The organism is Ruegeria sp. BHSC223, assembly GCF_059613025.1.
Map to the genome: position 1 here is coordinate 94,814 of NZ_JBXWRR010000005.1, position 25,909 is coordinate 120,722.

At 64.6% G+C, this 25,909-nt stretch carries 27 protein-coding genes; 12 read left to right on the forward strand and 15 right to left on the reverse strand.

The annotated features are described in order from the left end of the window. Positions 1-68: 68 nt before the first annotated feature. Positions 69-2,009: an AsmA family protein gene (locus AC2FNY_RS10785; protein WP_496802439.1), complete on the reverse strand. Its 1,941-nt coding sequence runs from the start codon at positions 2,007-2,009 to the stop codon at positions 69-71. Between the two features lie 97 nt (positions 2,010-2,106). Here AC2FNY_RS10785 and rimO point away from each other — a divergent pair, with 97 nt between their 5' ends. Further along, a complete protein-coding gene (gene rimO / locus AC2FNY_RS10790) occupies positions 2,107-3,498 on the forward strand; it encodes a 30S ribosomal protein S12 methylthiotransferase RimO (RefSeq protein WP_496802440.1) in 1,392 nt (463 codons plus the stop codon). Between the two features lie 196 nt (positions 3,499-3,694). Then, positions 3,695-3,937 carry a CDGSH iron-sulfur domain-containing protein gene (locus tag AC2FNY_RS10795; protein ID WP_234143190.1) on the forward strand — a complete coding sequence of 81 codons (243 nt, stop codon included), beginning with the start codon at positions 3,695-3,697 and terminating at the stop codon, positions 3,935-3,937. Here AC2FNY_RS10795 and AC2FNY_RS10800 read toward each other — a convergent pair whose 3' ends face one another. The 4 genes from AC2FNY_RS10800 to AC2FNY_RS10815 form a co-directional block, all read right to left on the reverse strand. Next, the gene (locus AC2FNY_RS10800; RefSeq protein ID WP_234139370.1) at positions 3,938-4,195 is read right to left on the reverse strand and encodes a DUF6455 family protein; all 258 of its coding nucleotides are present in this window, start codon (positions 4,193-4,195) and stop codon (positions 3,938-3,940) included. It lies immediately after the preceding gene. 29 nt (positions 4,196-4,224) lie between these two features. Next, positions 4,225-4,476 carry a DUF6455 family protein gene (locus tag AC2FNY_RS10805; RefSeq protein ID WP_234139369.1) on the reverse strand — a complete coding sequence of 84 codons (252 nt, stop codon included), beginning with the start codon at positions 4,474-4,476 and terminating at the stop codon, positions 4,225-4,227. Between the two features lie 71 nt (positions 4,477-4,547). Next, on the reverse strand, positions 4,548-4,916 hold the full coding sequence (locus tag AC2FNY_RS10810; protein WP_234182959.1) for a YigZ family protein: 369 nt from the start codon (positions 4,914-4,916) through the stop codon (positions 4,548-4,550). Beyond that, positions 4,913-5,629, reverse strand: coding sequence for a M48 family metallopeptidase (locus AC2FNY_RS10815; RefSeq protein WP_234167161.1), 717 nt, complete (start codon positions 5,627-5,629; stop codon positions 4,913-4,915). Before AC2FNY_RS10815 ends, AC2FNY_RS10810 begins: the two co-directional genes overlap by 4 nt. Before the next feature lie 120 nt (positions 5,630-5,749). Here AC2FNY_RS10815 and AC2FNY_RS10820 point away from each other — a divergent pair, with 120 nt between their 5' ends. Then, positions 5,750-5,989, forward strand: coding sequence for a DUF8831 family protein (locus AC2FNY_RS10820; RefSeq protein ID WP_234139366.1), 240 nt, complete (start codon positions 5,750-5,752; stop codon positions 5,987-5,989). A gap of 3 nt (positions 5,990-5,992) precedes the next feature. Here AC2FNY_RS10820 and AC2FNY_RS10825 read toward each other — a convergent pair whose 3' ends face one another. Beyond that, complete coding sequence (locus tag AC2FNY_RS10825) at positions 5,993-6,271, reverse strand: DUF167 domain-containing protein (protein WP_234182958.1); 279 nt, start codon at positions 6,269-6,271, stop codon at positions 5,993-5,995. A gap of 43 nt (positions 6,272-6,314) precedes the next feature. Beyond that, positions 6,315-6,497, reverse strand: coding sequence for a hypothetical protein (locus AC2FNY_RS10830; RefSeq protein WP_234139364.1), 183 nt, complete (start codon positions 6,495-6,497; stop codon positions 6,315-6,317). A gap of 149 nt (positions 6,498-6,646) precedes the next feature. Here AC2FNY_RS10830 and AC2FNY_RS10835 point away from each other — a divergent pair, with 149 nt between their 5' ends. After that, the gene (locus AC2FNY_RS10835) at positions 6,647-7,225 is read left to right on the forward strand and encodes a nitroreductase family protein (RefSeq protein ID WP_496802441.1); all 579 of its coding nucleotides are present in this window, start codon (positions 6,647-6,649) and stop codon (positions 7,223-7,225) included. Further along, entirely contained in the window at positions 7,222-7,917 is a 696-nt protein-coding gene (locus AC2FNY_RS10840) for an EI24 domain-containing protein (RefSeq protein ID WP_496802442.1), read from the forward strand. The genes AC2FNY_RS10835 and AC2FNY_RS10840 overlap by 4 nt, the downstream gene beginning before the upstream one ends. Before the next feature lie 32 nt (positions 7,918-7,949). Here AC2FNY_RS10840 and AC2FNY_RS10845 read toward each other — a convergent pair whose 3' ends face one another. Together AC2FNY_RS10845 and mce are read right to left on the reverse strand one after the other, a co-directional pair. Next, a complete protein-coding gene (locus AC2FNY_RS10845; protein ID WP_234139361.1) occupies positions 7,950-8,225 on the reverse strand; it encodes a DUF1467 family protein in 276 nt (91 codons plus the stop codon). 33 nt (positions 8,226-8,258) lie between these two features. Further along, positions 8,259-8,663 carry a methylmalonyl-CoA epimerase gene (gene mce, locus AC2FNY_RS10850; protein ID WP_044029028.1) on the reverse strand — a complete coding sequence of 135 codons (405 nt, stop codon included), beginning with the start codon at positions 8,661-8,663 and terminating at the stop codon, positions 8,259-8,261. 137 nt (positions 8,664-8,800) lie between these two features. On the opposite strand from mce, the gene AC2FNY_RS10855 reads away from it, so the two are divergent. The 3 genes from AC2FNY_RS10855 (at position 8,801) to AC2FNY_RS10865 (ending at position 11,171) form a co-directional block, all read left to right on the forward strand. Continuing rightward, positions 8,801-9,520 (forward strand): response regulator, encoded by a 720-nt coding sequence (locus tag AC2FNY_RS10855; RefSeq protein WP_496802443.1) that lies wholly within the window; start codon positions 8,801-8,803, stop codon positions 9,518-9,520. Between the two features lie 303 nt (positions 9,521-9,823). Beyond that, positions 9,824-10,456 carry an MT-A70 family methyltransferase gene (locus tag AC2FNY_RS10860; protein WP_234139358.1) on the forward strand — a complete coding sequence of 211 codons (633 nt, stop codon included), beginning with the start codon at positions 9,824-9,826 and terminating at the stop codon, positions 10,454-10,456. 1 nt (position 10,457) lies between these two features. Further along, entirely contained in the window at positions 10,458-11,171 is a 714-nt protein-coding gene (locus tag AC2FNY_RS10865) for a BglII/BstYI family type II restriction endonuclease (RefSeq protein WP_234139357.1), read from the forward strand. A gap of 7 nt (positions 11,172-11,178) precedes the next feature. On the opposite strand, the gene aspS is transcribed toward AC2FNY_RS10865, so the two are convergent. From aspS to AC2FNY_RS10880, 3 genes are all read right to left on the reverse strand, one after another. Next, positions 11,179-12,960 carry an aspartate--tRNA ligase gene (gene aspS / locus AC2FNY_RS10870; RefSeq protein ID WP_496802444.1) on the reverse strand — a complete coding sequence of 594 codons (1,782 nt, stop codon included), beginning with the start codon at positions 12,958-12,960 and terminating at the stop codon, positions 11,179-11,181. Positions 12,961-13,160: 200 nt separating this feature from the next. After that, complete coding sequence (locus tag AC2FNY_RS10875; RefSeq protein ID WP_496802445.1) at positions 13,161-13,808, reverse strand: aminotransferase class IV family protein; 648 nt, start codon at positions 13,806-13,808, stop codon at positions 13,161-13,163. Then, on the reverse strand, positions 13,763-14,884 hold the full coding sequence (locus AC2FNY_RS10880; RefSeq protein WP_496802446.1) for an aminodeoxychorismate synthase component I: 1,122 nt from the start codon (positions 14,882-14,884) through the stop codon (positions 13,763-13,765). Before AC2FNY_RS10880 ends, AC2FNY_RS10875 begins: the two co-directional genes overlap by 46 nt. A gap of 194 nt (positions 14,885-15,078) precedes the next feature. Here AC2FNY_RS10880 and carB point away from each other — a divergent pair, with 194 nt between their 5' ends. Together carB and AC2FNY_RS10890 are read left to right on the forward strand one after the other, a co-directional pair. Further along, on the forward strand, positions 15,079-18,447 hold the full coding sequence (gene carB, locus AC2FNY_RS10885; protein WP_496802447.1) for a carbamoyl-phosphate synthase large subunit: 3,369 nt from the start codon (positions 15,079-15,081) through the stop codon (positions 18,445-18,447). A 190-nt stretch (positions 18,448-18,637) separates the two neighbouring features. Continuing rightward, complete coding sequence (locus AC2FNY_RS10890; RefSeq protein WP_496802448.1) at positions 18,638-19,048, forward strand: VOC family protein; 411 nt, start codon at positions 18,638-18,640, stop codon at positions 19,046-19,048. An 18-nt stretch (positions 19,049-19,066) separates the two neighbouring features. On the opposite strand, the gene AC2FNY_RS10895 is transcribed toward AC2FNY_RS10890, so the two are convergent. The 3 genes from AC2FNY_RS10895 to AC2FNY_RS10905 are packed head-to-tail and all read right to left on the reverse strand — an operon-like array spanning position 19,067 to position 23,612. Next, the gene (locus tag AC2FNY_RS10895) at positions 19,067-22,093 is read right to left on the reverse strand and encodes an efflux RND transporter permease subunit (protein WP_496802449.1); all 3,027 of its coding nucleotides are present in this window, start codon (positions 22,091-22,093) and stop codon (positions 19,067-19,069) included. A gap of 11 nt (positions 22,094-22,104) precedes the next feature. Then, positions 22,105-23,142 carry an efflux RND transporter periplasmic adaptor subunit gene (locus AC2FNY_RS10900; RefSeq protein WP_234167168.1) on the reverse strand — a complete coding sequence of 346 codons (1,038 nt, stop codon included), beginning with the start codon at positions 23,140-23,142 and terminating at the stop codon, positions 22,105-22,107. Continuing rightward, on the reverse strand, positions 23,139-23,612 hold the full coding sequence (locus AC2FNY_RS10905; RefSeq protein WP_496802450.1) for a MarR family winged helix-turn-helix transcriptional regulator: 474 nt from the start codon (positions 23,610-23,612) through the stop codon (positions 23,139-23,141). Before AC2FNY_RS10905 ends, AC2FNY_RS10900 begins: the two co-directional genes overlap by 4 nt. A gap of 165 nt (positions 23,613-23,777) precedes the next feature. Here AC2FNY_RS10905 and AC2FNY_RS10910 point away from each other — a divergent pair, with 165 nt between their 5' ends. Both AC2FNY_RS10910 and AC2FNY_RS10915 read left to right on the forward strand, forming a co-directional pair. After that, positions 23,778-24,905 carry a beta-ketoacyl-ACP synthase III gene (locus tag AC2FNY_RS10910; protein WP_496802451.1) on the forward strand — a complete coding sequence of 376 codons (1,128 nt, stop codon included), beginning with the start codon at positions 23,778-23,780 and terminating at the stop codon, positions 24,903-24,905. Positions 24,906-24,984: 79 nt separating this feature from the next. After that, positions 24,985-25,905: a hypothetical protein gene (locus AC2FNY_RS10915; protein ID WP_496802452.1), complete on the forward strand. Its 921-nt coding sequence runs from the start codon at positions 24,985-24,987 to the stop codon at positions 25,903-25,905. Positions 25,906-25,909: the final 4 nt, after the last annotated feature.

A 25,909-nucleotide genomic window follows, 5' to 3' on the forward strand; every position in this document is an offset into this window, starting at 1 on the left:
CTTGCCCCAAATATCCCGGGGGAGTCACCGAAGGTGACGGGGGCAGCGCCCCCCTCTTTCCGCCAAAGTCAGTCGGCGCCGAGAAGCTTGAGCAGGCCCTTGGTGGCCTCTTGTTCCAGCCGGTCCTTGATCAACTCCTCAACATCCTGATCGGGTGTGATCTCGGTATCCAGCTCCTCTCCCAGTTTTCGGCGCAACTCGTCCTTGGCCTTGGTCTCGACCGCCTCCTTGTCGAGGCCGGTCGCCGCTTCGATCACCTGGCTCAGATCGGGGCGGATTGCCGGGTCGGCCCAGGGGCCGACGATGCGAACCGGCACAGCAATTCCCTGCCCCGCATTGGCCCGCAGCGCGACGGGTGTGAACAGGTAATCGATATCCCGCGCCCCCAGACCGACGCGCCCGGTGCCGTTGGCCTTGAAATTGTCGAGCAGCATCAGCAGGTCCTCGTTGAAGAGATTGCCCTTGTCCATCCGGTAGCTGGCGGTGAGGCTGTTGAACACGGTGGTGCCGCCACCCTTGGCCCCGCGCCCCATCAGATTGTCGAGGTCGAAGCCCGAGATCACTCCGCGACCCATTGCAAGCCGACCCTCACCCGAGAGCGAGCGCATGATCTGCGCCTCGCTCTGGCCAACCCCCAGGAATTTCAGCTCGCCCGAGGCCGCGCCCGACAGCCGCTCGATCCCGCCCAGCGTTGCCAGGGCCTCGCGCATTTCGACCCCTTCGGCCCGCAGATCGCCGCCAACCGACAACCCGTTGCGATTGTTGGCCACCAGTTGACCGGTCAACTGTCCCGAAAACAGCGAGACCGGCGCCATCTCGACAACCGCACGACTGTTGTCGAGCGACAGACCAAGCGCGCTTTGACCAAGCTCCAGTCCCGGCAAAGCGATAGAGCGCGCGGTCAGATGCAAGCTCCCGTTGGCCAGCGCCAGCGCCGATGCGTCGATGGCGGTCTCGGACCATCCAGAGCCCGTGTCGCCGCCGCCGGAACCTGTCCCGCCGGAAGCGGCACCTAGACCGGTCAGGTCCAGCGCATCCGCCGTCAGACGCGCGGTCACCTGCGGCGGGTCGGCCACCGTCACATCGGCGGCGCCGTTCAGCCGGTTGCCGTCAAGATCGGCCGCCAGATCGCGCAGAGCCAGTCGCCCGTCGGCAGTATAGGTAACCTGAGCCTTGAGATCGGCCCGCTGCCCCAGCCCGCGCGGCAGGCTGATGCCGGCCTGGCCAAAGGCCGCCAGCATCGCGGCACTGTCGCTGGTATCAAGCGTGGCGGTTCCGGCCAGCGCGCCATCGATACTGGCACGCCCCTCAAAGGTGATGCTGGTCTTGGGCGCTGCCATCGTCATCTGCATCGCGCTGACCTGCCCGTTCGAAAAGGCGCCCAGATCGGCCAGCGTCAGATCGACCGAGATCGGGCCCGCACCCGGCTCCAGCCGCGCCGCCATCTTGAGCGGTGCGTCGGTCGCGGGCCAACTGGCCGACAGATCGACGCCGCCGAAATCGAAGCTGGTCTTGCCCTCTTCGACATAGATCAGCCGGGCGTTCTTCAACTCCAGCCCGTCGAGCGTCACCAATTGCCCGCCCGCCCCGGATGTCGCAGGCGCCGCCGCGCCACCGGTCACACCCGAGGGCGAGAATTCCCAGTTCACCCGGCCCTTGGCGGTTTCCAGTCGCAGTACCGGATCCTGGGCCAGGATGCGGGTGATCCGCACCTCGCCCCCCAGCAGGGCGGGTGCTGCAACCCCGATGGCCAGCCCCTGTGCCTGCAACATCGGTGCGCTGCCCGCCCAATCGGCATTGGCCACCGTCACCGGTCCGGTCTCGACCCCGAGCACCGGCCAGAAACTGAGCTTGACTTCGCCCGCCACCGTGACCTCGCGCCCGGTCTGTTTGCGGATCTGTTCGATGGCCAGCCGCGCCAGCCGGTCACCGGGCAACAGCAGCAGCGCCGCCACCAGAACCACCGCCGCCAGTACCAGAGTGATCCCGATTCGCACGATCCACCGCATATGCGCGCTCCCTGCCTGTTTGCCTCTTGCGATATGGTCAGCCCACTCCGGTTGCGCAACATTTGCAAGGGGAAGCTTTCCCCTCTATATGCGCGCCATGAGCACGAACCCTCCGAACCTGCGCCCCGACCTGGCCCCCGCCGCCCGCTTGGGCACCGCCGCCACCCGCCCCGGCCAGCCGACCATCGGCATGGTCTCGCTGGGCTGTCCCAAGGCGCTGGTCGACAGCGAGCGCATCCTGACCCGGCTCAGGGCCGAGGGCTATGGCATCTCGCCCGACTATGCAGGCGCCGATGCGGTGATCGTGAACACCTGCGGGTTCCTTGACAGTGCCAAGGCCGAGAGCCTGGAGGCGATCGGAGAAGCACTCAAGGAAAACGGCAAGGTGATCGTGACGGGCTGCCTGGGGGCCGAACCCGACTATATCCGCGAGCATCATCCGCGCATTCTGGCCGTCACCGGCCCGCATCAATACGAGCAGGTTCTCGATGCCGTGCATGGCGCGGTCCCGCCCGATCCGGACCCGTTTGTCGACCTGCTGCCCGCCTCGGGCGTCAAGCTGACACCGCGCCACTACAGTTACCTCAAGATTTCAGAGGGCTGTAACCACAAGTGCAAGTTCTGCATCATCCCCGACATGCGGGGCAAGCTGGCCAGCCGCCCGGCCCATGCGGTGCTGCGCGAGGCGGAAAAGCTTGTGGATAACGGTGTGAAGGAACTCCTGATCATCTCTCAGGATACAAGTGCTTACGGGCTGGATCGCAAGTATGACACCAACCTGTGGAAAAACCGCGAGGTCCGCAGCCATATCACCGATCTGGCGCGTGAGCTGGGACAGCTCGACGCCTGGGTACGGCTGCACTACGTCTACCCCTATCCGCATGTGCGCGAGTTGATCCCGCTGATGGCAGATGCGGGGCGCAACCTGTTGCCCTATCTCGATATTCCGTTCCAGCACGCGCATCCCGACACGCTGAAACGCATGGCCCGGCCGGCGGCAGCGGCGCGCACCCTGGACGAGATCGCCGCCTGGCGCGAGATCTGTCCCGAGATCACCCTGCGCTCGACCTTCATCGTGGGCTATCCTGGCGAGACCGAGGCCGAGTTCCAGACCCTGCTCGACTGGCTGGACGAGGCGAAGCTGGATCGCGTGGGCTGTTTTCAATACGAAAACGTGGCCGGTGCCCGCTCAAACGACCTGCCCGATCATGTTCCGGCAGAGGTCAAGCAAGAGCGCTGGGATCGGTTCATGGAAAAGGCACAGGCCATTTCCGAGGCGAAACTGGCCGCGCGGGTGGGACAGGTGATCGAGGTGATCGTCGACGAGGTCGACGACGAGGCCGCCACCTGCCGCACCAAGTCGGACGCTCCCGAAATCGACGGCAACCTGTTCATCGACGAGGGATTCGAAGGTTTGCAGCCCGGCGATATCGTGACGGTCGAAGTGGACGAAGCCGGCGAATATGATTTGTGGGGGACGCGGGTCTGACCCCCGCCTCCCCTGGGTCAACCCCTCCAACACCCAGATGACGCCTGCCCCCAGAGGTTGCGGCCACGATCCGCACAACGAAGTGCTCTCTGCCCATCGGGCGGGTCAGCTATGCGCGACAAGGCACCCCTTTTCCTGCGTCCGATCCGCGCTATCGTGCAGTCAACAGACATCCGCCACTCAAAGGAACAGCCACATGTCCGACAGCCCCGATATCGCCCAGAAAGCCCCCTTTGCGGTCGAGGTGACCGAAGGCAAATCCTATTTCTGGTGCGCCTGCGGCAAATCGCAGAAACAGCCCTTTTGCGACGGCTCGCACAAGGGGACCGCGTTTGCGCCGGTGAAATACACCGCCGAGGCGGACAAGAAGGTGTTCTTTTGCGGCTGCAAGCATTCGGGCAAGCAGCCGCTCTGCGATGGCAGCCACAGCAAGCTGTGATCAGCGCAGGCTGTTCAGCATCTCGGCATTGGTGCAGAACTCGGGCGCGGCCTCGGCCCGGCCCTGCTGGCAGGCCAGCCAGAGCTGGCAGGGTTCCGTGCATTCCGCGGCACGGCATCGAGTGACGAGTTCGGCGTAATCTTCCTCGGTCAGGCGTTTCTCGGCCAGTGCCTCGGTAAAGGACACGCCGATGGTGCGAGCCACCGAGCGGGTCAGCCAGAAATGCCGTTCGATATCGCCCAGGGGAATCTGAGCCATGGAAATCTCCTTGAACCTGTGCGGGCCGTCTAGGGGTGCAGACGGTCGAGCAATGCGCGGTTGCGACAGTATTGCGGCGCCTGGAGCGCGGTGTCGCGGGTGCCGAGCCATTCGGAGCAGTGCGCGGGATTGCTGCATCCTGTGCAGGCCAGAACCGCATCGCTGATCTCGTCGATGCGCAGCTGGCCCTTCAGGGCCGATTCCTCCAGATCGTGGCCCAGCGTGGTGGCCATGCGGTCGAACAGGTCGGCGTGTTTTTTCAGCGTGTCTCGGTCGGCCATGTTGTCCTCTGCTGTCGCGGCGGCGATGGCGTCAGATTAGCGCAGAGCGCGCGCCCTGCCCTTGACGCAGGTCAAGCGCCCAGGCCGAGGTGATCGAGATAGGCGCGGGTGGCATCCCCCACCCGGCGGAACCGGTCGCCGCCCAGTTTCTTGCCGCCATACCAGCGGGTGACCACGATGACGTGATCGGCCAGTTCGGCGCGCTCCATCATCCGCAGAATCACCATGGCGGCGCCGGATTCGCCGTCATCGGCCTTGAGCGCGCCGCTGGGCAGCAGCGCCGCCCAGGTGTTGTGGGTGGCCTTGGCATAGGCGCGGTCCGCTTTCAGTTCGGCAAGAACCGCGTCCACCTCCTCCCGGCTGCGGGCGGGGGCGCCGCTGACCGCGTATTTCGACCCGCGATCTGTCAGCACCACGCCCAGCCGGGTCAGCCCGGTCACTGGGTCAGGCCCAGGCTGCTGGCGGTCCGCTGCACCGTCTGGATGCGGGCGGCATTGGGCGGGTGCGATCCCAGGAACCGGTCGCCCGGATCGGGAATGCGCGAGAAGAAATGCGCCCCCACCAGCGGGTTGTAACCGGCCTTGTGGGTGATCACCGTACCCAGCTCATCGGCCTCCAGCTCATATTCCTTGGAGTAGGTGAGCGCACCCACGCTGGCGCCGATCTGTGTGGCGGCGTCGATGGTCGAGGACCCGCCCCCCGCCAGCCCCGCCAGACCGCCCAGGATGATGGCACCAGCGACGGCGCTGGCATTCTGACGCGCCAGATGGCCGCGAATGTGATGCGCCGCCTCATGCCCCATGACAAAGGCAAGCTCGTCGGCATTGCGCGCGGTGGCAATCATGGACCGGGTAAAGATGATCAGCGGCCTGCCGTTCTTGTCCACGGTCTGATATGCGTTGACCGGCGCCTTGGGGTTGGGGTCGACCTCGATCTTGAAATCGCAATTGGCGCCCTGGGTGCGCTGCTGGCATTCGCGCACTGCCACCGGGCGCACCCGTGCCGAAACGCTGGCAAAGGCCGATTGCGCCGCGCTTGCGCTCAACGGCGGACTGTCCGGGACCGACGGCAGAGGTGCGACGGGTCCGGGATCGGACACCTCGCACGCAGACAACAAGCCAAGCGCAACCGTCAGAAACAGAAACCGCCGCATGGGAAACCTTTATCGTTTTTCGACATTCAGGTCAGAGTTTAGCCTGCGCGCCGGGCGGCTTCCAGCCCCAGCCACGCGCGCGGGCTTGCATTGGCCGGACGCCGCCGTCACTGTGACGATATGTTTACCATCGAACATGAATTCGACTCGACCGTGATCACGCTTGTCGACGAGGGAGAGACCCCCTTGCAAGAGGATGTGGTCATCAATTCCTTTGCCGAATGCGTGACGGTCGAGCAATACGACCCGCGCACCGAAACCATGCAAAAGATCACCCTTTCGCCCGAACAGCTGCGCGATCTGGCGGCGGCGCTGGATCTGCCCGAGGGGGTGTATCAGCTGCGCGAGGTGCCGGGCTGACCCTCAGCCCCCCAGATAGACAAAGGTCTTGTCACGCGCGGTCTGGCCGCGCCTGAGGTCCAGTCGGCTGGGTGCCACGCCCATGGCGCGGGCCAGGAGTTTGCGCACCGCCTCATTGGCCTTGCCGTCCTCGGGCGGGGCAGTGACGGTGATCCGTAACACCTCTCCCGCCAGGATCACGCTGTCGCGCGCGGCCTTTGGTGTGACACGCAGGACAATCTCTTGCCCCGGCCGGGCCAGGTGCGACAGATCGGGAAGGGATTTGACCTTGGGCTTTGCCATGCCTCCGTTCTACAGGGTTCCGCGCAAAAGCCCAGCCTGGTGCTCAGTACCACTCTTCTCCGCGCGGCCCCAGGTAATAAGCGGTTGCCGCCGCGCGCGCGTCGCTGTCGCGCTGCGCCGTGGGTGGTGGCAGGCTGCCGGGATACTGGGTCACTGGCGGCGGTTCTGTCGTGGCACAAGCGCTCAGCGCCAGAAGCGCCACCAGCGGAATGGCATGCGGGATCATGACGGGGTCTCCTTCGGGTGACGCATGCTAGCACGTCCGTGCGCGCACCCGGCGCGGCAAAAGCAGACCCTCACGCAGGATTTACCCTTGAAACTCCGCGCCCTCTCACCGAGATAGCGAAGAAGGATTTATGTGAAAAGGATTTACATATGCCGCCGCGCAACGACGCCGCCCTGGAGTTCCTGTTGACCCGCCGGTCGCGCCCAGCCAAGACGCTGACCGCCCCGGCGCCCAGCCGCCAAGAGTTGGTGTCGTTGCTGACCGCCGCCGCCCGCAGCCCCGATCACGGCAAGCTGGAGCCCTGGCGCTTTGTCGTGCTGGAACAGGGCGCGATGGCGCGGCTGGCCGATCTGGCCGAGGTGCGCGGACAGGCGCTTGGCAAATCAGACGAGGATATCGCCAAGGGGCGGGCGCAATTCGATCAGGGCATTCTGGCGGTGGCTGTGATCGAGGTGCAGAAGGACAGCCCCAAGATCCCGGCGATCGAACAGACCTATTCGGCTGGCGCGGTCTGCCTGGCGTTGCTGAACGCGGCGCTGGCGGCAGGCTGGGGCGCCAACTGGCTGAGCGGCTGGCCCTCGCATGACCGCGCATTCTGTGCCGAGGGGCTGGGGCTTGAAGCCCATGAACGGGTGGCCGGCCTGATCCATATCGCCACCGAAACCAGCGCCCCGCCCGACAGGCCCCGACCGGATCTGGAGGCCATCACCACCTGGGTCTCGGCATGATCATCGTCAACGCTTTCCTCGCCGCGCTGGGCCAGATCGGCGATCCGCGCTTTCGCAAGGTGCTGGGTCTGGGTGTGGGCCTGACGCTGGCGCTGCTGGTGGCGGTCTATGCGCTGTTCCTGTGGCTGATCCAATGGCTGGTTGGCCCCGAAGTCACCCTTCCGGTGCTGGGCGAGGTGACCTGGGTCGGGGGGTTGCTCAGCGTGTCGTCGCTGATCTTCATGCTGGTGTTGTCGGTGTTCCTGATGGTGCCGGTGGCCTCGGCCATCACCTCCATGTTCCTGGACGAGGTAGCGCAGGCGGTCGAGGACCGGCATTATCCGCACCTGCCCCCTGCAACCACGGTTCCGTTTGGAGAGGCGCTCAAGGACACGGTCAACTTTCTGGGTGTGCTGATCGCGGCCAACCTGGCGGCCTTTGTCCTCTATGCCATGTTCGCGCCTTTTGCGCTGTTCATCTTCTGGGGGCTGAACGGGTTCCTGCTGGGCCGCGAGTATTTCACCCTGGCCGCGATGCGCCGGGTCGGCCGGGCCGAGGCACGCCGCTTGCGCTCGAAACACCTGATGACGATCTGGCTTGCCGGTGCCCTGATGGCGATCCCGCTGTCGGTGCCGCTGGTGAACCTGCTGATCCCGATCCTGGGTGCGGCCACGTTCACCCATATCTTTCATGCATTGAACGGCACGCGCTGAACGCTGTGGAGGGGCACCGGGGTGCCCCGCCCTCACTCCAGCGGCGGCATCACCTTGAGCAGGTTGATGTCGTCGACGCTGATCCACCCGGACAGGATGATGCCCCCGATGATCGCCCAGAGCACCACCGTAAGACCGGTGGTGATCCAGGCCTTGGTTTTCAGATGGTGATGTTCGGGGGCACCGGCATGGGTGCCGGGCACGATATCACCCAGATCGCCCTGCGTGCGCACGCGGATCGGCAACACAATCAGGAAGGTCATGAACCAGATGACCGAGAACAGCACCAATGCGGATGTGATCGACATGTTCGCCCCCTTTGGGTTTCCCCCTGATATGGGTCAGACCTGCTCCAGTTCCACCAGGCAGCCGTTGAAATCCTTCGGATGCAGGAACAGCACCGGCTTGCCATGGGCCCCGATCTTGGGTTCGCCCGTGCCCAGCACCCGGGCGCCGGTCGATTTCAGGTGGTCGCGCGCGGCGATGATATCCTCGACCTCGTAGCAGACATGGTGGATGCCGCCCGAGGGGTTCTTGTCCAGAAAGCCCTGGATCGGGCTGTTCTCGCCCAGCGGATAGAGCAGTTCGATCTTGGTATTGGGCAATTCGATGAACACCACGGTCACGCCATGGTCGGGTTCGTCCTGCGGCGCACCCACCTTGGCGCCCAGCGCGCTGCGGTATTGCGCGGACGCGGCCTCGAGATCCGGTACGGCAATGGCGACATGGTTCAAACGGCCGATCATGATCATCCTCCAATGGTTCATCGGGTTGGGCGTCTTATGCGGCCTGCCGCCGGTCGGGGCAAGTGCGCCAAATCGCCCATTAACGTCCTGTTAGCCAGCGTGACCTAGCGTTGAGGGGTCTGCTGAAGGAGCCAGCCATGGATGATTCTGATCCCTTTGCCACCCCGCACCGGCTGCCGACGGTTACCCGCCCGCTGCTGGGGCTGACCATTCTCGTGGTCGAGGACAGTCGCTTCGCCTGCGAGGCGATGCGCCTGTTGTGCCTGCGCAGCGGCGCCCGTATCAGGCGCGCGGATTGCCTGAAATCGGCACGCAGGCATTTGCAGATCTACCGCCCCTCGGTGATCATCGTCGATATGGGGCTGCCCGACGGCTCGGGCGCCGACCTGATCGAGGAGATGGCCCATACCGCGCCCCGGATCGGAGTGATCCTGGGCACTTCGGGCGACGATGGCGCCGAAGAAATGGCGCTGGAGGCCGGCGCCGACGGGTTCCTGGCCAAACCGGTGACCTCGCTCGCGACCTTTCAGGCCGAAATCCTGTCGTGCCTGCCCGCCGACCGGCAACCGACCGGACCGCGCATCCTGCATGACGAGCGCATCCGCCCAGACCCCATCGCCTATCAGGATGACATGGCCCATGTGGCTGACGTGCTGAGCGAAAAGTCCGACCCCCAGACGCTGGACTATGTTGCGCAATTCCTGCTGGGATTGGCGCGCAGCGCCGAGGATCACGCGCTGGCCTCGGCCGCGCAGGCGCTGGCCCGCACCCGCGCCTGCGGTGCCCCCGTCACCTCGGATACGGCGCGGATCGCGGGGCTGGTGCAGGAGCGTCTGAACCACAGAAAGGCGATCTGAGATGACCGGGTTGCTGCCCATCGCCATCGTGACCGCCGGTGTTCTGTTCTACGCCCTGAACGGGCATAAGACTCCCGTTCCGCGACACAAGCGGGTCGGGCCACGCTGATCCTGCCGCCATCCCGGTGGGGTGGCACACGGTCACGAGCATGATCCGCCAGCTCGGTCGGCGCCTAACACCGGCAGAGCTGGTACTACCTTGGGGTCGCAAAGCGTGTTTACCTTTCGTTCTCACCCGCCTAGAGTGAACATCCCCGCAAAAGGGGCGTGACAATCGGGGGGGAAGACCGCAATATGTTGGACATGTCTCAATCAGCCTCTCAAGATCTGTCAGATTTCCTGGGTGACGACCGCTTCGCCACCGTGATGGCCGACCCGCCCTGGCGGTTCACCAACCGCACCGGCAAGGTTGCACCCGAACACAAGCGGCTGGCACGCTATCCGACCATGACGCTGGAGGATATCTGTGCCCTGCCGGTGGCCGATTATCTCGAGGATCGGGCGCATTGCTATCTCTGGGTGCCCAACGCCCTGCTGCCCGAAGGCTTGCAGGTGCTCAGCGCCTGGGGGTTCGAATACAAGTCCAACATCGTCTGGCACAAGGTGCGCAAGGATGGCGGCTCGGACGGGCGCGGCGTAGGGTTCTATTTCCGCAACGTGACCGAGCTGTTGCTGTTCGGCACCAAGGGCAAGAATGCCCGCACGCTGGCGCCGGGCCGGCGGCAGGTCAACATGATGCAGACCCGCAAGCGCGAACATTCGCGCAAGCCCGACGAGCAATACGAACTGATCGAGGGCTGTTCCTGGGGTCCCTATCTGGAGATGTTCGGGCGCGGCGTCCGCGACGGCTGGACCGTCTGGGGCAATCAGGCCGATGCCGATTACAAGCCCAGCTGGAAGACCTATTCCTATAACTCCGGCGTCGCGGCCGAGTAACATGGCCCGCAGTATCGACGATGCGGTGTTCGATCCGGGCGGCGCGGTCGAGGCGCAGCTGGGCTGGACACTCGGTGCGCGCTACTCGGTGGCCAGCTATCGAAGTGCCGCCGCCGTGATCGCCCAGCGCGCGCCTGCCGAACTGGCCGCGATCCTGCGCATCCTCGACGCCTTTACCATCAGCCGCACCGAAATCCGCTCGCCCGGCGGCAACCGTATGTCGGCCACCACCCGCTTTGCCGATCTGGCGGCGGCCGAGGGGTTTCACCAAGAGGTGCGGATCGAGGCCGATTTGACCGTCCGCCTGCGCGAGGGCAAGGGCGAGAACGCACCCGAGATCGACCGCATCCTGCGCGCCGATTACATCCACAACCACCTGGTCGATTTCTGGCGTGGCCGGGTGGCGTTCGATTACGAGTGGAACAGCAAGGACCAGACCTATGACCGCGATCTCTACGCCTTTCGGAGTTTCTTCGAAGCGGGCGTGATCGATGTCGGCGTCATCGTGACCCGGGCGCTGCCGCCCGAGTTCTTTCAGTCGCTGGGCTATTGCCTGGACAAGGATGGCAACGAGACAGCCAGCACCGTGGCGGCCAAGTTCGGAGCCAGCACCACCGGCACCCACAAGCTGCTCAGCCGCATCGCGGCGGGGCGCAGCGGCGGCTGTCCGGTGCTGGTCTTCGGGATACGCCCCGGCAACATCACACCGGACTGAACCGCGCTCAGTCCTGCGGGATCACCCGCAGGCCCAGTTCCATCAGCTGGTCCGAACTGGGCTCGGACGGCGCCTGCATCATCAGATCCTCGGCGCGCTGGTTCATCGGGAACATCATCACTTCGCGAATGTTGGCCTCGTCCGCCAGCAGCATCACGATACGGTCGATCCCGGCGGCACAGCCGCCATGCGGCGGCGCGCCGTAGTGGAAGGCGTTGAACAGCGCGCCAAAGCGGGCCTTGACCTCGTCCGCGCCGTATCCGGCCAGTTCGAACGCCTTGAGCATGATCTCGGGCTTGTGGTTGCGGATCGCGCCCGACACCAGTTCATAGCCGTTGCAGGCGAGGTCGTACTGGAAGCCGCGCACTGCCATCGGGTCGCCGTTCAGCGCCTCCATCCCGCCTTGCGGCATCGAGAAGGGGTTGTGTTCAAAGTCGATCTCGCCGGTTTCCTCGTCACGTTCGTAGATCGGGAAATCCACGATCCAGGCGAATGCAAAGCGGTCGGTCTCGGTCAGGCCCAGTTCGGCGCCGATCACGTCGCGCGCCTTGCCCGCGACTTTTTCAAAGGACTTGGGCTTGCCGCCGAGGAAGAAGGCCGCATCGCCCACGCCCAGGCCCAGTTGCTGGCGGATCGCCTCGGTACGTTCGGGCCCGATGTTCTTGGCGAGCGGTCCGGCGGCTTCCATCCCATCGCCCTGATCGCGCCAGAAGATATAGCCCATGCCCGGCAGGCCCTCTTTCTGGGCGAAGGCGTTCATCCGGTCACAGAACTTGCGGCTGCCGCCGGTGGGGGCGGGAATGGCGCGGATCTCGGTGCCTTCCTGCTCCAGCAGTTTGGCGAAGATGGCAAAGCCCGAGCCGCGGAAATGCTCGGAACAATCCTGCATTTTGATCGGGTTGCGCAGGTCGGGCTTGTCGGTGCCGTACCATTTGGCGGCATCGGCATAGGCGATCTGCGGCCAGTCCTGCGGCGCGTCCACCTTGCGGCCACCGCCGAATTCCTGAAACACGCCCGCCAGCACCGGCGCGATGGTGTCGAACACATCCTGCTGGGTGACAAAGCTCATTTCCAGGTCGAGCTGGTAGAAATCGGTGGGCGAACGGTCGGCGCGCGGGTCCTCGTCGCGGAAACAGGGCGCGATCTGGAAATACTTGTCAAAGCCCGAGACCATGATCAGCTGCTTGAACTGCTGCGGCGCCTGCGGCAGCGCGTAGAAGCGGCCCGGATGCAGGCGCGAGGGCACCAGGAAGTCGCGCGCGCCTTCGGGCGAGGAGGCGGTGATGATTGGGGTCTGGTATTCGCGGAACCCCTTGTCCCACATGCGCCGCCGCATCGAGGCGACCACGTCCGAGCGCAGGGTCATGTTGGCCTGCATCGCCTCGCGGCGCAGGTCGAGATAGCGATAGCGCAGGCGGGTTTCTTCGGGGTATTCCTGATCGCCGAACACCATCAGCGGCAATTCCTCGGCCCGGCCCAGCACCTCAAGCTCGCGGACATAGACCTCGATCTCGCCGGTGGGCAGCTTGGGGTTGACCAGGTCCGCGTCGCGCGCCTTGACCGTGCCGTCGATGCGGATGCACCATTCCGAGCGGACCTTTTCCAGCTCGGCGAAGGCGGCGCTGTCGCCGTCGCACAGCACCTGGGTCACGCCGTAATGGTCGCGCAGGTCGATGAACAGCACCCCGCCATGGTCGCGCACCCTGTGGACCCAGCCGGACAGGCGAACGGTTTCGCCGACATTGGCGGCGGTCAGGGCGGCGCAGGTATGGCTGCGATAGGCGTGCATCGGTGATATCCCTTCGGCGGAGAAAGCGTCGCGCCGATACAGCGCGATAGGCCGGGGAAGTCAAGGCCGCGCCGTATTACTCGAAGGTTTGTGGCCAATTCACCCGGATTTCGTTGGATTTGTGCGGGTGGGGGCGCGGCGCCCTCTTGGCCTGCGGCCAATTCACCCCCGGGATATTTGGAGCAAGAGGAACGAGGCCGTCATGCATCCGGGGCGAACGTGGCCGGGATCAGCCCGCGCAGCGAGTTGCCGCAATAGAGCGTCTGGGCATTGCGCAGGTCGTTCGGGTGCAGCGCCACCTCGCGCGCCCGACCGATGGCGAGCAGCTCGGCGCGGAGGATACCGGGCAATAGTCCCGAGGCGAGCGGCGGCGTCAAAAGGCCGTCATCTGAGGCCATGAAGACATTGGTGATCGTCCCTTCGCAGACTTGCCCCGCGCGGTTGAGGAACAGCCATTCGTCGCTGCCTGCAGGCAGCCCGGCCCGGGCGCGATCGTAAAGCGCGCGCCTTGTGGTCTTGTGGCGCAACCAGGGATCATCTGAGTCGAGCCGTTCGGGATGGATCGCGACACGCCAGAGCGGCGCGGCCGCGGCAAGCGGAGCGGTTTCCAGCGCCAACACGCCCTTGGGATCGAGGGTCAGGCGGCAGCGGAGCGGCGCCGGGCCGCGGATCTGTTCCAGCAGGTGCTGCGCCCTGGTCTGGTCAAATGGCATACCGAGGGCGGCGGCGGACCGGGCCATGCGTGCCAGATGCAGCGCGGCCCGGCGCGGCCCCTCGTCCGGGTGCCAGCCCAGCGTCTCGATCAGGCGAAAGCAGGGATCATCTGGCGGGCAAAGCGGGCTTTCCATAACGCCTCCTCGTATTCCGAGCGGGCGGTGCTGTCCCAGACCACACCGCCGCCGACATTGAGTGTGGCGCGCGCGCCATCGGCCAACAGCGTGCGGATCGCCACGTTGAATTCGGACGCACCGTCGGGGGCCGCCCAGCCGATGGTGCCGCAATAGATGTCGCGCGGCCAGGGTTCGAGGCGGGCCAAAGTCTCCATCGAACGGATCTTGGGGGCCCCGGTGATAGAGCCGCAGGGGAACAATGCCCGCAGGATATCCGAAAGGGTGACATCCGCTCGCAGTCGCGCGGCGACGCGCGACACCATCTGATGCACGGTGGCATAGGTCTCGATCTGGAAAAGCTCGGGCACATGAACCGATCCGGGCAGTGCCACCCGGCTGATATCGTTGCGCAACAGATCGACGATCATAAGGTTCTCGGCGCGGTTCTTGGCATCGCGCGCCAGCCAGGCGCGGCGGCGGGCATCCTCGGCCGGATCGTCGCTGCGCGGCTGGGTGCCCTTCATCGGGCGGGTCTCGATCCGGCCCTCGGGATCGGTGCGAAAGAACAGTTCGGGCGAGCGGCAGAGGATATCGGGCAGCCCGGATTGGCTGACCAGCACGCCATGGCCCACCGGTTGGCGCGCGGCAAGCGCGGCATAAAGCGCGGGCGCGGCGCCCTGCAGACGCAGATCGACCGGAAAGGTCAGGTTGGCCTGATAGAACTCTCCGGCGCCGATGGCGCGGTGCACCTGCTCAAAGGCCGCGCCATAGCGCGCGCTGTCCCAGCGGGGGGCGAAATCACCGATCCCGCCGCCGGGGGTCGGCAGCGGCAGCACCTTTGGGCCGTCATAGACACCGAAACACAGGAGCGGCAGCCGACGCCCTTGAGGCATCAGCCCGGCCAGACGCGGTTCCAGCGCATAGCCCAGCTCGTAACTGGCATAGCCCGCCAGCCAGGCGCCATCCACCCGCGCCACATCCAGATCGGCCAGCGCCGCCGGCACCTGCGCGGCGGTATCGGCCCGGATCACCCTTACCGGGCGGTCGAAGCCGGTTCCGGCCCCGGCAGGACCCTGATCGAAACGAAGCTGCATCTGGGTCCGCTCCCCCTGCCAATTGGCGTGCCGCTGGGATATAGAGATTTCGTGTCCGGGCGAAAGAGCAGAAAGCGGCAAATTCGCGCCGCTTTCCGATCCCTCTTGCACCTTTCCCCGAGGTGCCTATAACGCACGACAATTTGGGCGCTGGGCGGGCGCTCGTGACTCGCAAAAAATCAAAGGGGCCAGCCATGCCGAAGAGAACCGACATCCAGTCGATCATGATCATCGGGGCCGGGCCCATCGTCATCGGGCAAGCCTGTGAATTCGACTATTCCGGCGCACAGGCCTGCAAGGCGCTGCGCGAAGAGGGGTATCGGGTCATCCTGGTGAACTCGAACCCGGCGACGATCATGACCGATCCGGGTCTGGCCGATGCCACCTATATCGAGCCGATCACGCCCGAGGTGGTCGCCAAGATCATCGAGAAAGAGCGCCCCGACGCATTGCTGCCCACCATGGGCGGGCAGACCGGCCTCAACACCTCGCTGGCGCTTGAGGAAATGGGCGTGCTCGAGAAATTCGGGGTCGAGATGATCGGCGCCAAGCGCCATGCCATCGAAATGGCCGAGGATCGCAAGCTGTTCCGCGAGGCGATGGACCGGATCGGGCTGGAAAACCCCAAGGCAACCATCGTGTCAGCCCCCAAAAATGACAAGGGCAAATACGACATCCGCGCGGGCCTGGCCCAGGCGATGGACGCGCTCGAGGAAATCGGCCTGCCCGCGATCATCCGCCCCGCCTTTACCCTGGGCGGTACCGGCGGCGGCGTGGCCTATAACCGCGACGATTACGAGCATTTCTGCCGCTCGGGGCTTGAAGCTTCGCCCGTGGCGCAGATCCTGATCGACGAGAGCCTCTTGGGCTGGAAGGAATACGAGATGGAGGTTGTCCGCGACAAGGCGGACAATGCGATCATCGTCTGTTCCATCGAAAACGTCGACCCGATGGGCGTGCATACCGGCGACTCGATCACCGTGGCCCCGGCGCTGACGCTGACCGACAAGGAATACCAGATCATGCGCAACGGCTCGATCGCCGTGCTGCGCGAGATCGGGGTAGAAACCGGCGGCTCGAACGTGCAATGGGCAGTGAACCCCGCCGACGGCCGCATGGTGGTGATCGAGATGAACCCGCGGGTATCGCGCTCGTCCGCGCTGGCCTCCAAGGCGACCGGATTCCCGATTGCCAAGATCGCGGCCAAGCTGGCGGTGGGCTATACGCTCGACGAGCTCGACAATGACATCACCAAGGTGACGCCGGCCAGCTTTGAGCCGACCATCGACTATGTCGTCACCAAGATCCCGAAATTCGCCTTCGAGAAATTTCCCGGCTCCGAGCCTTACCTCACCACCGCGATGAAATCGGTGGGCGAGGCGATGTCGATCGGCCGCACCATCCACGAATCGATGCAAAAGGCGCTGGCCTCGATGGAATCGGGTCTGACCGGCTTTGACGAGGTTGCCATTCCCGGCCTCTCCGTCGGTCTGTGGGACGCGGTCGAGGGCGCCGATGACAAGGCGCATGTGATCAAGGCGATCAGCCAGCAAACCCCCGACCGGCTGCGCACCATCGCACAGGCGATGCGACACGGGCTGTCGGATGACGAGATCTTTGGCGTCACCAAGTTCGACCCCTGGTTCCTGGCCCGCATCCGCGAGATCGTCGAAGAGGAACGCGCCCTGCGCAAGACCGGCCTGCCCACCAACGAGGAAGGCCTACGCGCGCTCAAGATGCTGGGCTTCACCGATGCGCGCCTCGGCCAGCTGACCGGCCGCGACGAGGACAACGTGCGCCGCGCCCGCCACAACCTGGGCGTCACCGCCGTGTTCAAGCGGATCGACACCTGCGCCGCCGAGTTCGAGGCCCAGACCCCCTATATGTACTCCACCTACGAGGCCCCGATGATGGGCGAGGTGGAATGCGAGGCGCGCCCCAGTGACCGCAAGAAAGTCGTCATTCTGGGTGGCGGTCCCAACCGGATCGGGCAGGGGATCGAGTTCGACTATTGCTGCTGCCACGCCTGTTTCGCGCTGACCGATGCGGGCTATGAAACCATCATGGTCAACTGCAACCCCGAAACCGTGTCGACCGACTATGACACCTCGGATCGGCTCTATTTCGAACCGCTGACCTTTGAACATGTGATGGAAATCCTGCGGGTCGAGCAGCAGAACGGCACCCTGCACGGCGTCATCGTGCAGTTCGGCGGCCAGACCCCGCTGAAGCTCGCCAATGCGCTGGAACAGGCCGGTATCCCGATCCTGGGCACCACGCCCGACGCCATCGACCTGGCCGAAGACCGCGAGCGGTTCCAGGATCTGGTCAACCGGCTGGGCCTGAAACAGCCCAAGAACGGCATTGCCTCGACCGATGCCCAGGCGCTGGCGATTGCCGAGGATATCGGCTTCCCGCTGGTGATCCGCCCCTCCTACGTGCTGGGGGGCCGCGCCATGGAAATCGTGCGCGACATGGATCAGCTGCGCCGCTACATCGCCGAGGCGGTGGTGGTTTCGGGCGACAGCCCGGTGCTGCTCGACAGCTATCTCTCGGGCGCGGTCGAACTCGACGTGGACGCGCTCTGCGATGGCGAGGCGGTGCATGTCGCGGGCATCATGCAGCATATCGAAGAAGCGGGCGTGCACTCCGGCGACAGCGCCTGTTCGCTGCCGCCCTATTCGCTGTCGGCCGAGATCATCGAGCAGATCAAGGATCAGACCAACAAACTGGCCCGCGCGCTCAACGTGGTCGGCCTGATGAACGTGCAATTCGCGATCAAGGCCAATGAGCAGGGGCAGGACGAGATCTACCTGATCGAGGTCAACCCGCGCGCCAGCCGCACCGTGCCTTTCGTGGCCAAGGCCACCGACTCGGCTATCGCCTCCATCGCCGCGCGCGTCATGGCGGGTGAGAAACTCGGCGCCTTCCCGATGCGCCCCCCCTACAAGGAGGGCGAGGATACCAAGATCGCCGACCAGATGACGCTGGCCGACCCCAACATGCCCTGGTTCTCGGTCAAGGAGGCGGTGCTGCCCTTCGCCCGCTTCCCCGGTGTCGACACCATCCTCGGCCCCGAGATGCGCTCCACCGGCGAGGTGATGGGCTGGGACCGCTCCTTTGCCCGCGCCTTCCTCAAGGCGCAGATGGGCGCGGGCATGGTGCTGCCGTCCTCTGGCTGCGCCTTCATCTCGATCAAGGACGCCGACAAGGGCGCTGCCATGCTTGAGGCCGCGCAGGTGCTGGTGGATCAGGGCTTCACCCTCGTGGCGACCCGCGGCACCCAAAGCTGGCTCGCCGGTCATGGCGTACCCTGCGAAGTGGTGAACAAGGTCTACGAAGGCCGCCCCGACGTGGTCGACATGCTCAAGGACGGGCAGGTGCATCTGGTGATGAACACCACCGAAGGCGCCCAGGCGGTGAGCGACAGCAAGGCCATCCGCTCCATTGCGCTCTATGACAAGATCCCCTATTTCACCACCGCCGCCGGCAGCCACGCTGCCGCCTTGGCGATCAAGGCGCAGGCCGAGGGGGATATCGAGGTGCGCAGCCTTCAGGGCTGATACCCTAAAATCAGGAGAAATCGGCGAAAACCCGGTCTCTCCTGCTTCTTTCTGGTCGAAAATACTCCCAGGGGGTCCGGGGGACGGCGTCCCCCGGCCTTGCACTCTCAGGTACGACCTAAGTCTTTCAGGCTTTCGCCGGGGCCTGGGACCACGCATGATCGCGCAACCGATCCCTGCGAGGCACCCCATGAACATCTATACCACCTTCGGCACCAACGACCTGACCCGCGCGGTCCGGTTCTATGACGCGGTCTTTGCCGTGTTGGATCAGCCCCGCCTGCCCGACTGGCCCGAAGGCTGGGCCGGTTGGGGCCAGGATTATGACAATGGCACCGGCTTCTGGGTCTGCGCGCCGTTCGATGGCTCACCCGCCAGCACCGGCAATGGCACCATGGTCGGTTTCCCCGCCCGCGACGCGGCGCAGGTGCGCGCCTTTCATGCCGCCGGCCTGGCCCATGGCGGCACCGATGCGGGCGTGCCGGGCACCCGGCCCTATTACACACCGGATTTCTACGTGGCCTATCTGCGCGACCCGGATGGCAACAAGATCTCCTGCTTTCACTATCACTATGACCCGGCAACGGACGCGGGCGATTGACGCCCGCGCCTGCATCTCTCAGGCCCGCGCCTCGCGACTGAAGAACAGGTCATAGAACACCGGCGCCGCGATCAGGGTCAGCACGGTGGCGAATGCCAGCCCGCCCATGATCGTCACCGCCATCGAGACAAAGAACGCATCCCACAAGAGCGGCGCCATGCCCAGAATGGTGGTGACAGCGGCCAGCATTACCGGCCGGATCCGCGATACCGAGGCCTCGACAATCGCCTCGCGCAGCGGTTTGCCTTCGGCTCGGACCAGGTCGATTTCCTCGACCAGCACGATGCCGTTCTTGATCAACATACCCGAGAGGCTCAAGAGCCCCAGAAGCGCGGTAAAGGTGAACGGCAACCCGGTCCCCAACAGGCCGATCACCACCCCGTTCACCGACATTGGCACCAGCAGCCAGATGATCACCGGCTGGCGGATCGCGTTGAACAAGAGGATCGAGATCAGCACCATGATCAACAGGCTCAGCGGCAATTGCTTGCCCAGGCTTTCCTGCGCCTTGGCCGAATCTTCGAACTCACCGCCCCATTCCATCCGGTAACCCGGCGGCAGCGCGATGGCCTCGATGACCGGGCGCACCTCTGCATGCACCTGGGCTGCGGTCAGATCGGCGGGAATGTCGGCACCCACGGTCACCGTCAGCAACCGGTCGCGGCGATGCACCAGCGTGTTGACCGCCTCATACCCGAACCCGTCCACCATCTGTTCGACCGGCACGAATGTCTCGGACAGCGGTGAATAGACCACCTGATCGACGATGGAATAAGGCCCATCGGCAGGGCGTCGGACGATGATCGGGATCAGCCGGTCCCGCTCGCGCAGCACCCCGCTGGTGATGCCATCGGTGGAAAACCGCAGCATGTCGGCGATATCGTCCCGGCTGACGCCCGCGATCTGTGCCCGCTCGGTGGCATAGATGGGGCGCAGCGCCAGTTCCTGCTCGTGCCAGTTCGACCGCACGCCGGTGATATTGTCCGAGGCCGCGCGCATCTCATCCATCGCCGTATCGGCCAGCTGCCGCAGCACCGCCGGATCGGGCCCAGAGAACCGCACCTGGATCGGGTCGCCGCCGCCGGGGCCAAAGACCAGCCGCCTGGTGCGGAACTCGCCCTCGGGGAAGGCCGCGGTGCCAAACGCCTCCAGATCGGCCTGAAGCGCGGGAATATCCTCAATGCTCGCCGTGCGCACGATCATATGCCCGTAAGACGGATTTGGCTTTTCCGCCGCATAGGTCAGCATGAACCGCGTCGCGCCTTGCCCGGCAAATGTGGTGTAAGCCAACACGTCCGAACGCTTGTCCAGCCAGGCTTCGACCGCGGCCAGATCATCGGCGGTGGTCTCGATGGGCGTGCCCTGCGGCAGCTTGTAATGCACGAAAAACAGCGGCGTGTTCGAATTGGGAAAGAATTGCTGCTTCATCAGGCCAAAACCCGCGAAACAGGCCGCCGTCACCGCGACCAGCCCCAGCACCACCAGCCAGCGCAACCGCAGCGCGGCTCGCAAAGTGGCGGCATAGGCCCGGAACAGCGGCCCGCCATAGGCGTCGGCGGCATCCGCATGCCCCTGTTTGAAGAAGTAATGCCCCAGAAGCGGCGTCACCGTCAGCGCCAGCACCCAACTGAGCAGCAGCGAAATGCCGATCACGGCAAAGAGCGAAAACAGGAACTCCCCCGTCGCATCGGGGCTGAGGCCGATCCCGGCAAAGGCCATGATCCCGATCACGGTGGCCCCCAACAGCGGGATCTGCGTCTTGCCCGCCGCCTCGTCGGCGGCCGCGCGCGAGGGCTTGCCGCGCAGCATCGCGATCTGCATCCCCTCGGCCACCACGATCGCATTGTCCACCAGCATGCCCATGGCGATGATCAGCGCGCCGAGCGAAATGCGCTCCATCTCGATGGAAAACAGCGCCATGAAAAGAAGCGTACCCACCACGGTCAAGAGCAGGGTCGCCCCCACCACCACCGCCGCGCGCCAGCCCATGAACAGCGCCAGCACCGCCACCACGATGGCCACCGACATCGCGAGGTTGACGAGGAAGGCGTTGCTCGCCTCTTCGACCACCACATGCTGCTGATAGATCGGTTCCAGCGTCACGCCAGCGGGGATATCCCCGTCCAGCCCGGCCAGCCGCGCATCTACCCGCTGGCCGACCTCGACAATGTTCTCGGTCGCCAGCCCCGCGATGCCCAGCGTGAACGCCTCACCCCCGTTCTGGCGGATGATCAGGTCCGGATCGGCCTGACGCCCCCGATGCACCTGCGCCATGTCGAACAGGTTGATCACCTTGCCCTGCGTGCCCACTGACAGCCCGGCGATGGCGTCCACACTGTCCGAACCTTCGGGCCGCAGGATCGCGGTCTTGCCACCGTTATTGCGCAGGGTGCCCGCGTCGCGCACGGAATCGGCGGTGGCAATGGCATTGGCAATGGCCTGTACCGGCACGTTCTGGTTCACCGACAGCGCCAGATCGGGTTCAACGAAGATCGCCTCGTCCGGCAGGCCTGCCACCTCGACCCCGGCCACACCGGGCACCGCCAGCAGCTCGCGCCGCAGCCAGGTGGCCAGTTCGTGCTGTTCCGCATCGGTGTATCCCGGCGCGGTCACCGCGTAGAACAGGCCATAGACATCGCCGAAACTGTCATCGACAAACGGCGCACCGACCCCGTCAGGCAGGGCGCGCGCGGCATCGCCGACACGGGCGCGCAGCTTGGTCCAGATCGCGGGAAGTTCATCCCCGTCATAGGTCGACTTGATCTCGACCTCGATCAGCGACTGGCCCGGCTGGTTGACCGAGGTGATTGTCTCCACCTCGTCCATCTTCTGGATCGCAGATTCCAGCGGCTCCGAGACCTCCAGCGCCACCTGTTCGGCGGTTGCCCCGGGATACTGCGTGGCGATGACCGCCTGTTTAATGGTAAAGGCCGGGTCTTCGAGCCGGCCCAGCGTGGCAAATCCCCAGATGCCGCCAACCAGCGAAATCAGGATGATGAGCCAGGTATAAAGCGGCTTTTCGATCGACAGGCGCGCGATGTTCATGACCCGGCCCTTCAGTTGCCGAAACCGGTGAAGCGGCGCACCGATTGCCCGTCGTTCAGGCTGGCACCGCCGACACTGACGATCTCGTCGCCCTCGGACAGGCCCGACAGCACCCTCACCGATCCGTTCGGCAAGGGCGCGATCTGGACGGCCTGCCGCCGCACCGTGCCTGTATCGGCGCCGGTGGGCTCAAATACCATCACGCCAGGACCGCCGCCCGCATCCGCAATGATCGCCGAGGGCGGCACCGCGATGCCCGGTTCGCCATCCCGCACCCGCACATTCACCGTCACCGACGAGCCCGGAAACACGTTCAGGTCAGGCGGTGGCGCAAAGCCGAAGTTGATGCGGAAGGTCTGGCCCACGCTCGATGTCTCGGCATCGAACTCGCGGATCTGCAACGGAAATTCCTGCTCCGAGGCTGGAAAGGTCGCGGTGATGGTCACATCCTCGGGCTCGCCCGCACGCTGGAACAGGATCTCGGGCACGTCCACCTCGATCCGCAGTTCCGACATGTCATGGATCCGCGCCACCGGCGTTCCCGCCGCCACCGTGGTAAAGGCCGCCACGTTGCGGCGCGAGATCAGCGCGTCAAAGGGTGCCGTCAGCGTCGCATGTTCCAGCGCATATTCCGCATCGCGCAGGGCAATGGCCGCCAGTTGCGCATTGGTTTCCGCATCGTCCAGCGACACCTGGCTGACCGTGGTTCCCTTCAACCGGCTCAGCCGCGCCACCGTGCGGTCGGCCTGTTCCTTTTGCAGTCGCGCGCGATCCAGTTGCAGCTCGAACGGCTCCAGATCAAGCCGCGCGATCAAACTGCCCTTGGGCAGCAACACGCCTTCGTTCACAGGAAATTCCACGATCTGCCCCGCTACCTGAAAGGCCAGATCGACCGTGCGCCGCGCCGCCACCTGGCCAAAGAACTGGCGCGAGAACCCGGGCGCGGCCTCGCTCACCAGCATCAGCTTGACGGGCTTGGCGGGCGTATCCGCGGTCAAGGGGGCCGCGGCAAGGCTCAGCACGGTGCCCAGCGCAAAAAGAAATCTCATGTCTTGGATCCTTCGGATAGTCCGGTTTCCAGGATGGTCAGGCGGATCTTGCGCGCCAGCCGCGCAAATACCTCGGTCTCGCAGGCATCCAGCCCCGACACCTCGTGAAACAGCGCACCGGCATCGGCGACAAACTCGGCGCGCAGCGCCCGGCCCTCGGGCGTCAGTTCCAACAGCCAGGCGCGGCGGTCATCGGGGTCGCGGCTGCGGGTCAGATAGCCCGCGCGCTCCAGCGAATCCGCCGTGGCGGTAATGGTCGAGGGCAGCGCCAGCATCTCGCGCGCCAGCACCCCCATGCGCATCGGCGTCCCGAGCTTGATCAGCATATGCGCCTCGGGACGGCTTAGACCGGTCTCGGCCACCTCGGCGGCAATCACCTCTTCCAGCTTCCAGTACAGCGCATAGACCCCCATCATCGCCTCGATCTCGGGCGGAAAGGTTTTTGGCGGCAAAGAATCGCGGTCGGTCATCGGGCAACCCCCTGTTTCGCTCCGCAATATACTTCAAAATATGAACCATTCAAGATGTGAAGGTTGATTTCACTCGATTGTCCGCTTTCCCTCGGGTCATCCACTCTTGATCGGTCGCGCTATCGCCTGCATTTTGAGCAAATCCCAGATTTCAAGGAATCCGCCATGTTCAGACCCGCCATCACCGGCACCGGAGTCTTTACGCCGCCAAACGTCATCACAAATGCCGAGCTGGTCACGGCGTTCAACGCCTACGCCGACCGGATGAATGCCGAGAATGCCGAGGCCATCGCCGCAGGCGAGATGGAGCCGATGCAGCACTCCTCGGAAGAGTTCATCGTCAAGGCCAGCGGTATCGAGAACCGCTATGTGATGGACAAGACCGGCGTTCTGGACCCAGCGGTGATGCATCCCCTGCTGCGCCAGCGCGACGATGACGAGCCGGGCATCATGACCGAGATGGCGGTGGATGCGGCGAAAAAGGCGCTGGAACAGGCGGGCAAGACGGCCGCCGATGTCGATGCGGTGATCTGCGCCGCCTCGAACCTGGAACGCGCCTATCCGGCGGTCGCGATTGAGATCCAGCAGGCGCTGGGGATCGAAGGGTTCGCGTTTGACATGAACGTGGCCTGTTCCTCGGCCACTTTCGGCATCCAGGCCGCCGCCGACATGGTCCGCTCCGGCTCGATCCGCTCGGCGCTGGTGGTCAACCCCGAGATCTGCTCGGCCCACCTGGAATGGCGCGACCGCGATTGCCATTTCATCTTTGGCGATGTGGCCACCGCCACCCTGATCGAACGCATCGAGGACGCCAAGGGCCCGCATTTCGAGATCCTCTCGACCCGCTGCGCCACCCAGTTCTCCAACAATATCCGCAACAACAACGGGTTCCTGCGCCGCTCGCGCCCGGACGGGATGAAAGACCGGCGCGACATGCAGTTCATGCAGAACGGCCGCAAGGTGTTCAAGGAAGTGCTGCCGATGGTCAGCCAGCATATCGCCGATCACATGGTGGCCGAGGGCGTGGCCAATACCGATCTGAAACGGCTCTGGCTGCATCAGGCCAACAAGACGATGAACGATTTCATCGGCAAAAAGGTGCTGGGCCGCGAGCCGGAGCCGGGCGAACAGCCCAACATCCTGCAAGACTATGCCAACACCTCGTCCGCAGGTTCGATCATCGCCTTTTCCCAGAACTCCGACGATCTGGCCGAAGGCGATCTGGGCCTGATCTGCTCCTTCGGCGCGGGCTATTCGGTGGGTTCGGTGATCCTGCGGCGGCATATGACGTGAAGAAGAGCGCAGGCCGGGTGGGCTACGCCGGTGCGCGTCGGCACCTTGAACTCGTCATCTCGGGAATCCGTCTGCGTCGATGAAGCGACCCGATCTCAACTTTCGAAAGGCGCAAGCTGCACATGACCTGATCTGGCTTTTGCAGAGTCAAAACGATGTGCGGCTTATTCGATGTGGCGGTGAGAGTTTCCCCACAGTCGTAAGACAACAGTCATGTCGTTTTGAGCGTGAATCCGACGCCGAATGCTTTGCCGATCTCGCCGCCAAAGCACTGGATGCGGCAGAAGGTTCCAACTTTGCCGTGGCAATGATCGTGGCCAATGATTTGCAAGAAGGCCTTTGGAGTGGTGCGGCAAGGGAGTTTGCCGAATTAGCCTCAGCCGGGCTTCGGTCTGCCCCTCGCCACCTGCGCACGGCAATCCTGCGTGGCCTTGATGCGCTTGCCGAGAATCGCCCTAACAATGAAAGGACAGAGTATCTTTGGCCCGAGCTGAGCAGGTTGACCCGCTCACTGAACCAAATACTGCCAAAGCTCTGCCGCATCGCGCGCGCCATGGATGAACCCACACGGCGAAGTGTTGCCGCTGCCGACTACGTCCCGGATACAGAAAAGCACCTGGAAGCGCTGAATGTCGTCCTTGCATCAGAGACCTGTCTGTTTCCGAAGGATGACACCTGGTTTCCTAGCGAGGTTGTCGAATTGGTTTCCCACAATCGGCAGACACCCGGTTTCTTACCCTGCACGGCGCTCCTCCTGGCCAATGCCATGCAAAGCAGAGACAACCAAAGTTGGTTCGATTTTCGTTTGCACTCTCTCGCCGGCGAATACACCACCCTTCCAACGCGCGTGCGCGATCCGCTCATGGCAGGGGTAAGGTTCCTCTACGAGTCCGACAAAAGCTTCCTTGCATACCGGGGAGACCGGCGTTTTGATCCGATCACCTCAACAAAAAGCCTGATCGATTTCGTTGAGTTGCCTGACGATGATTTCTCGACCTGACGCC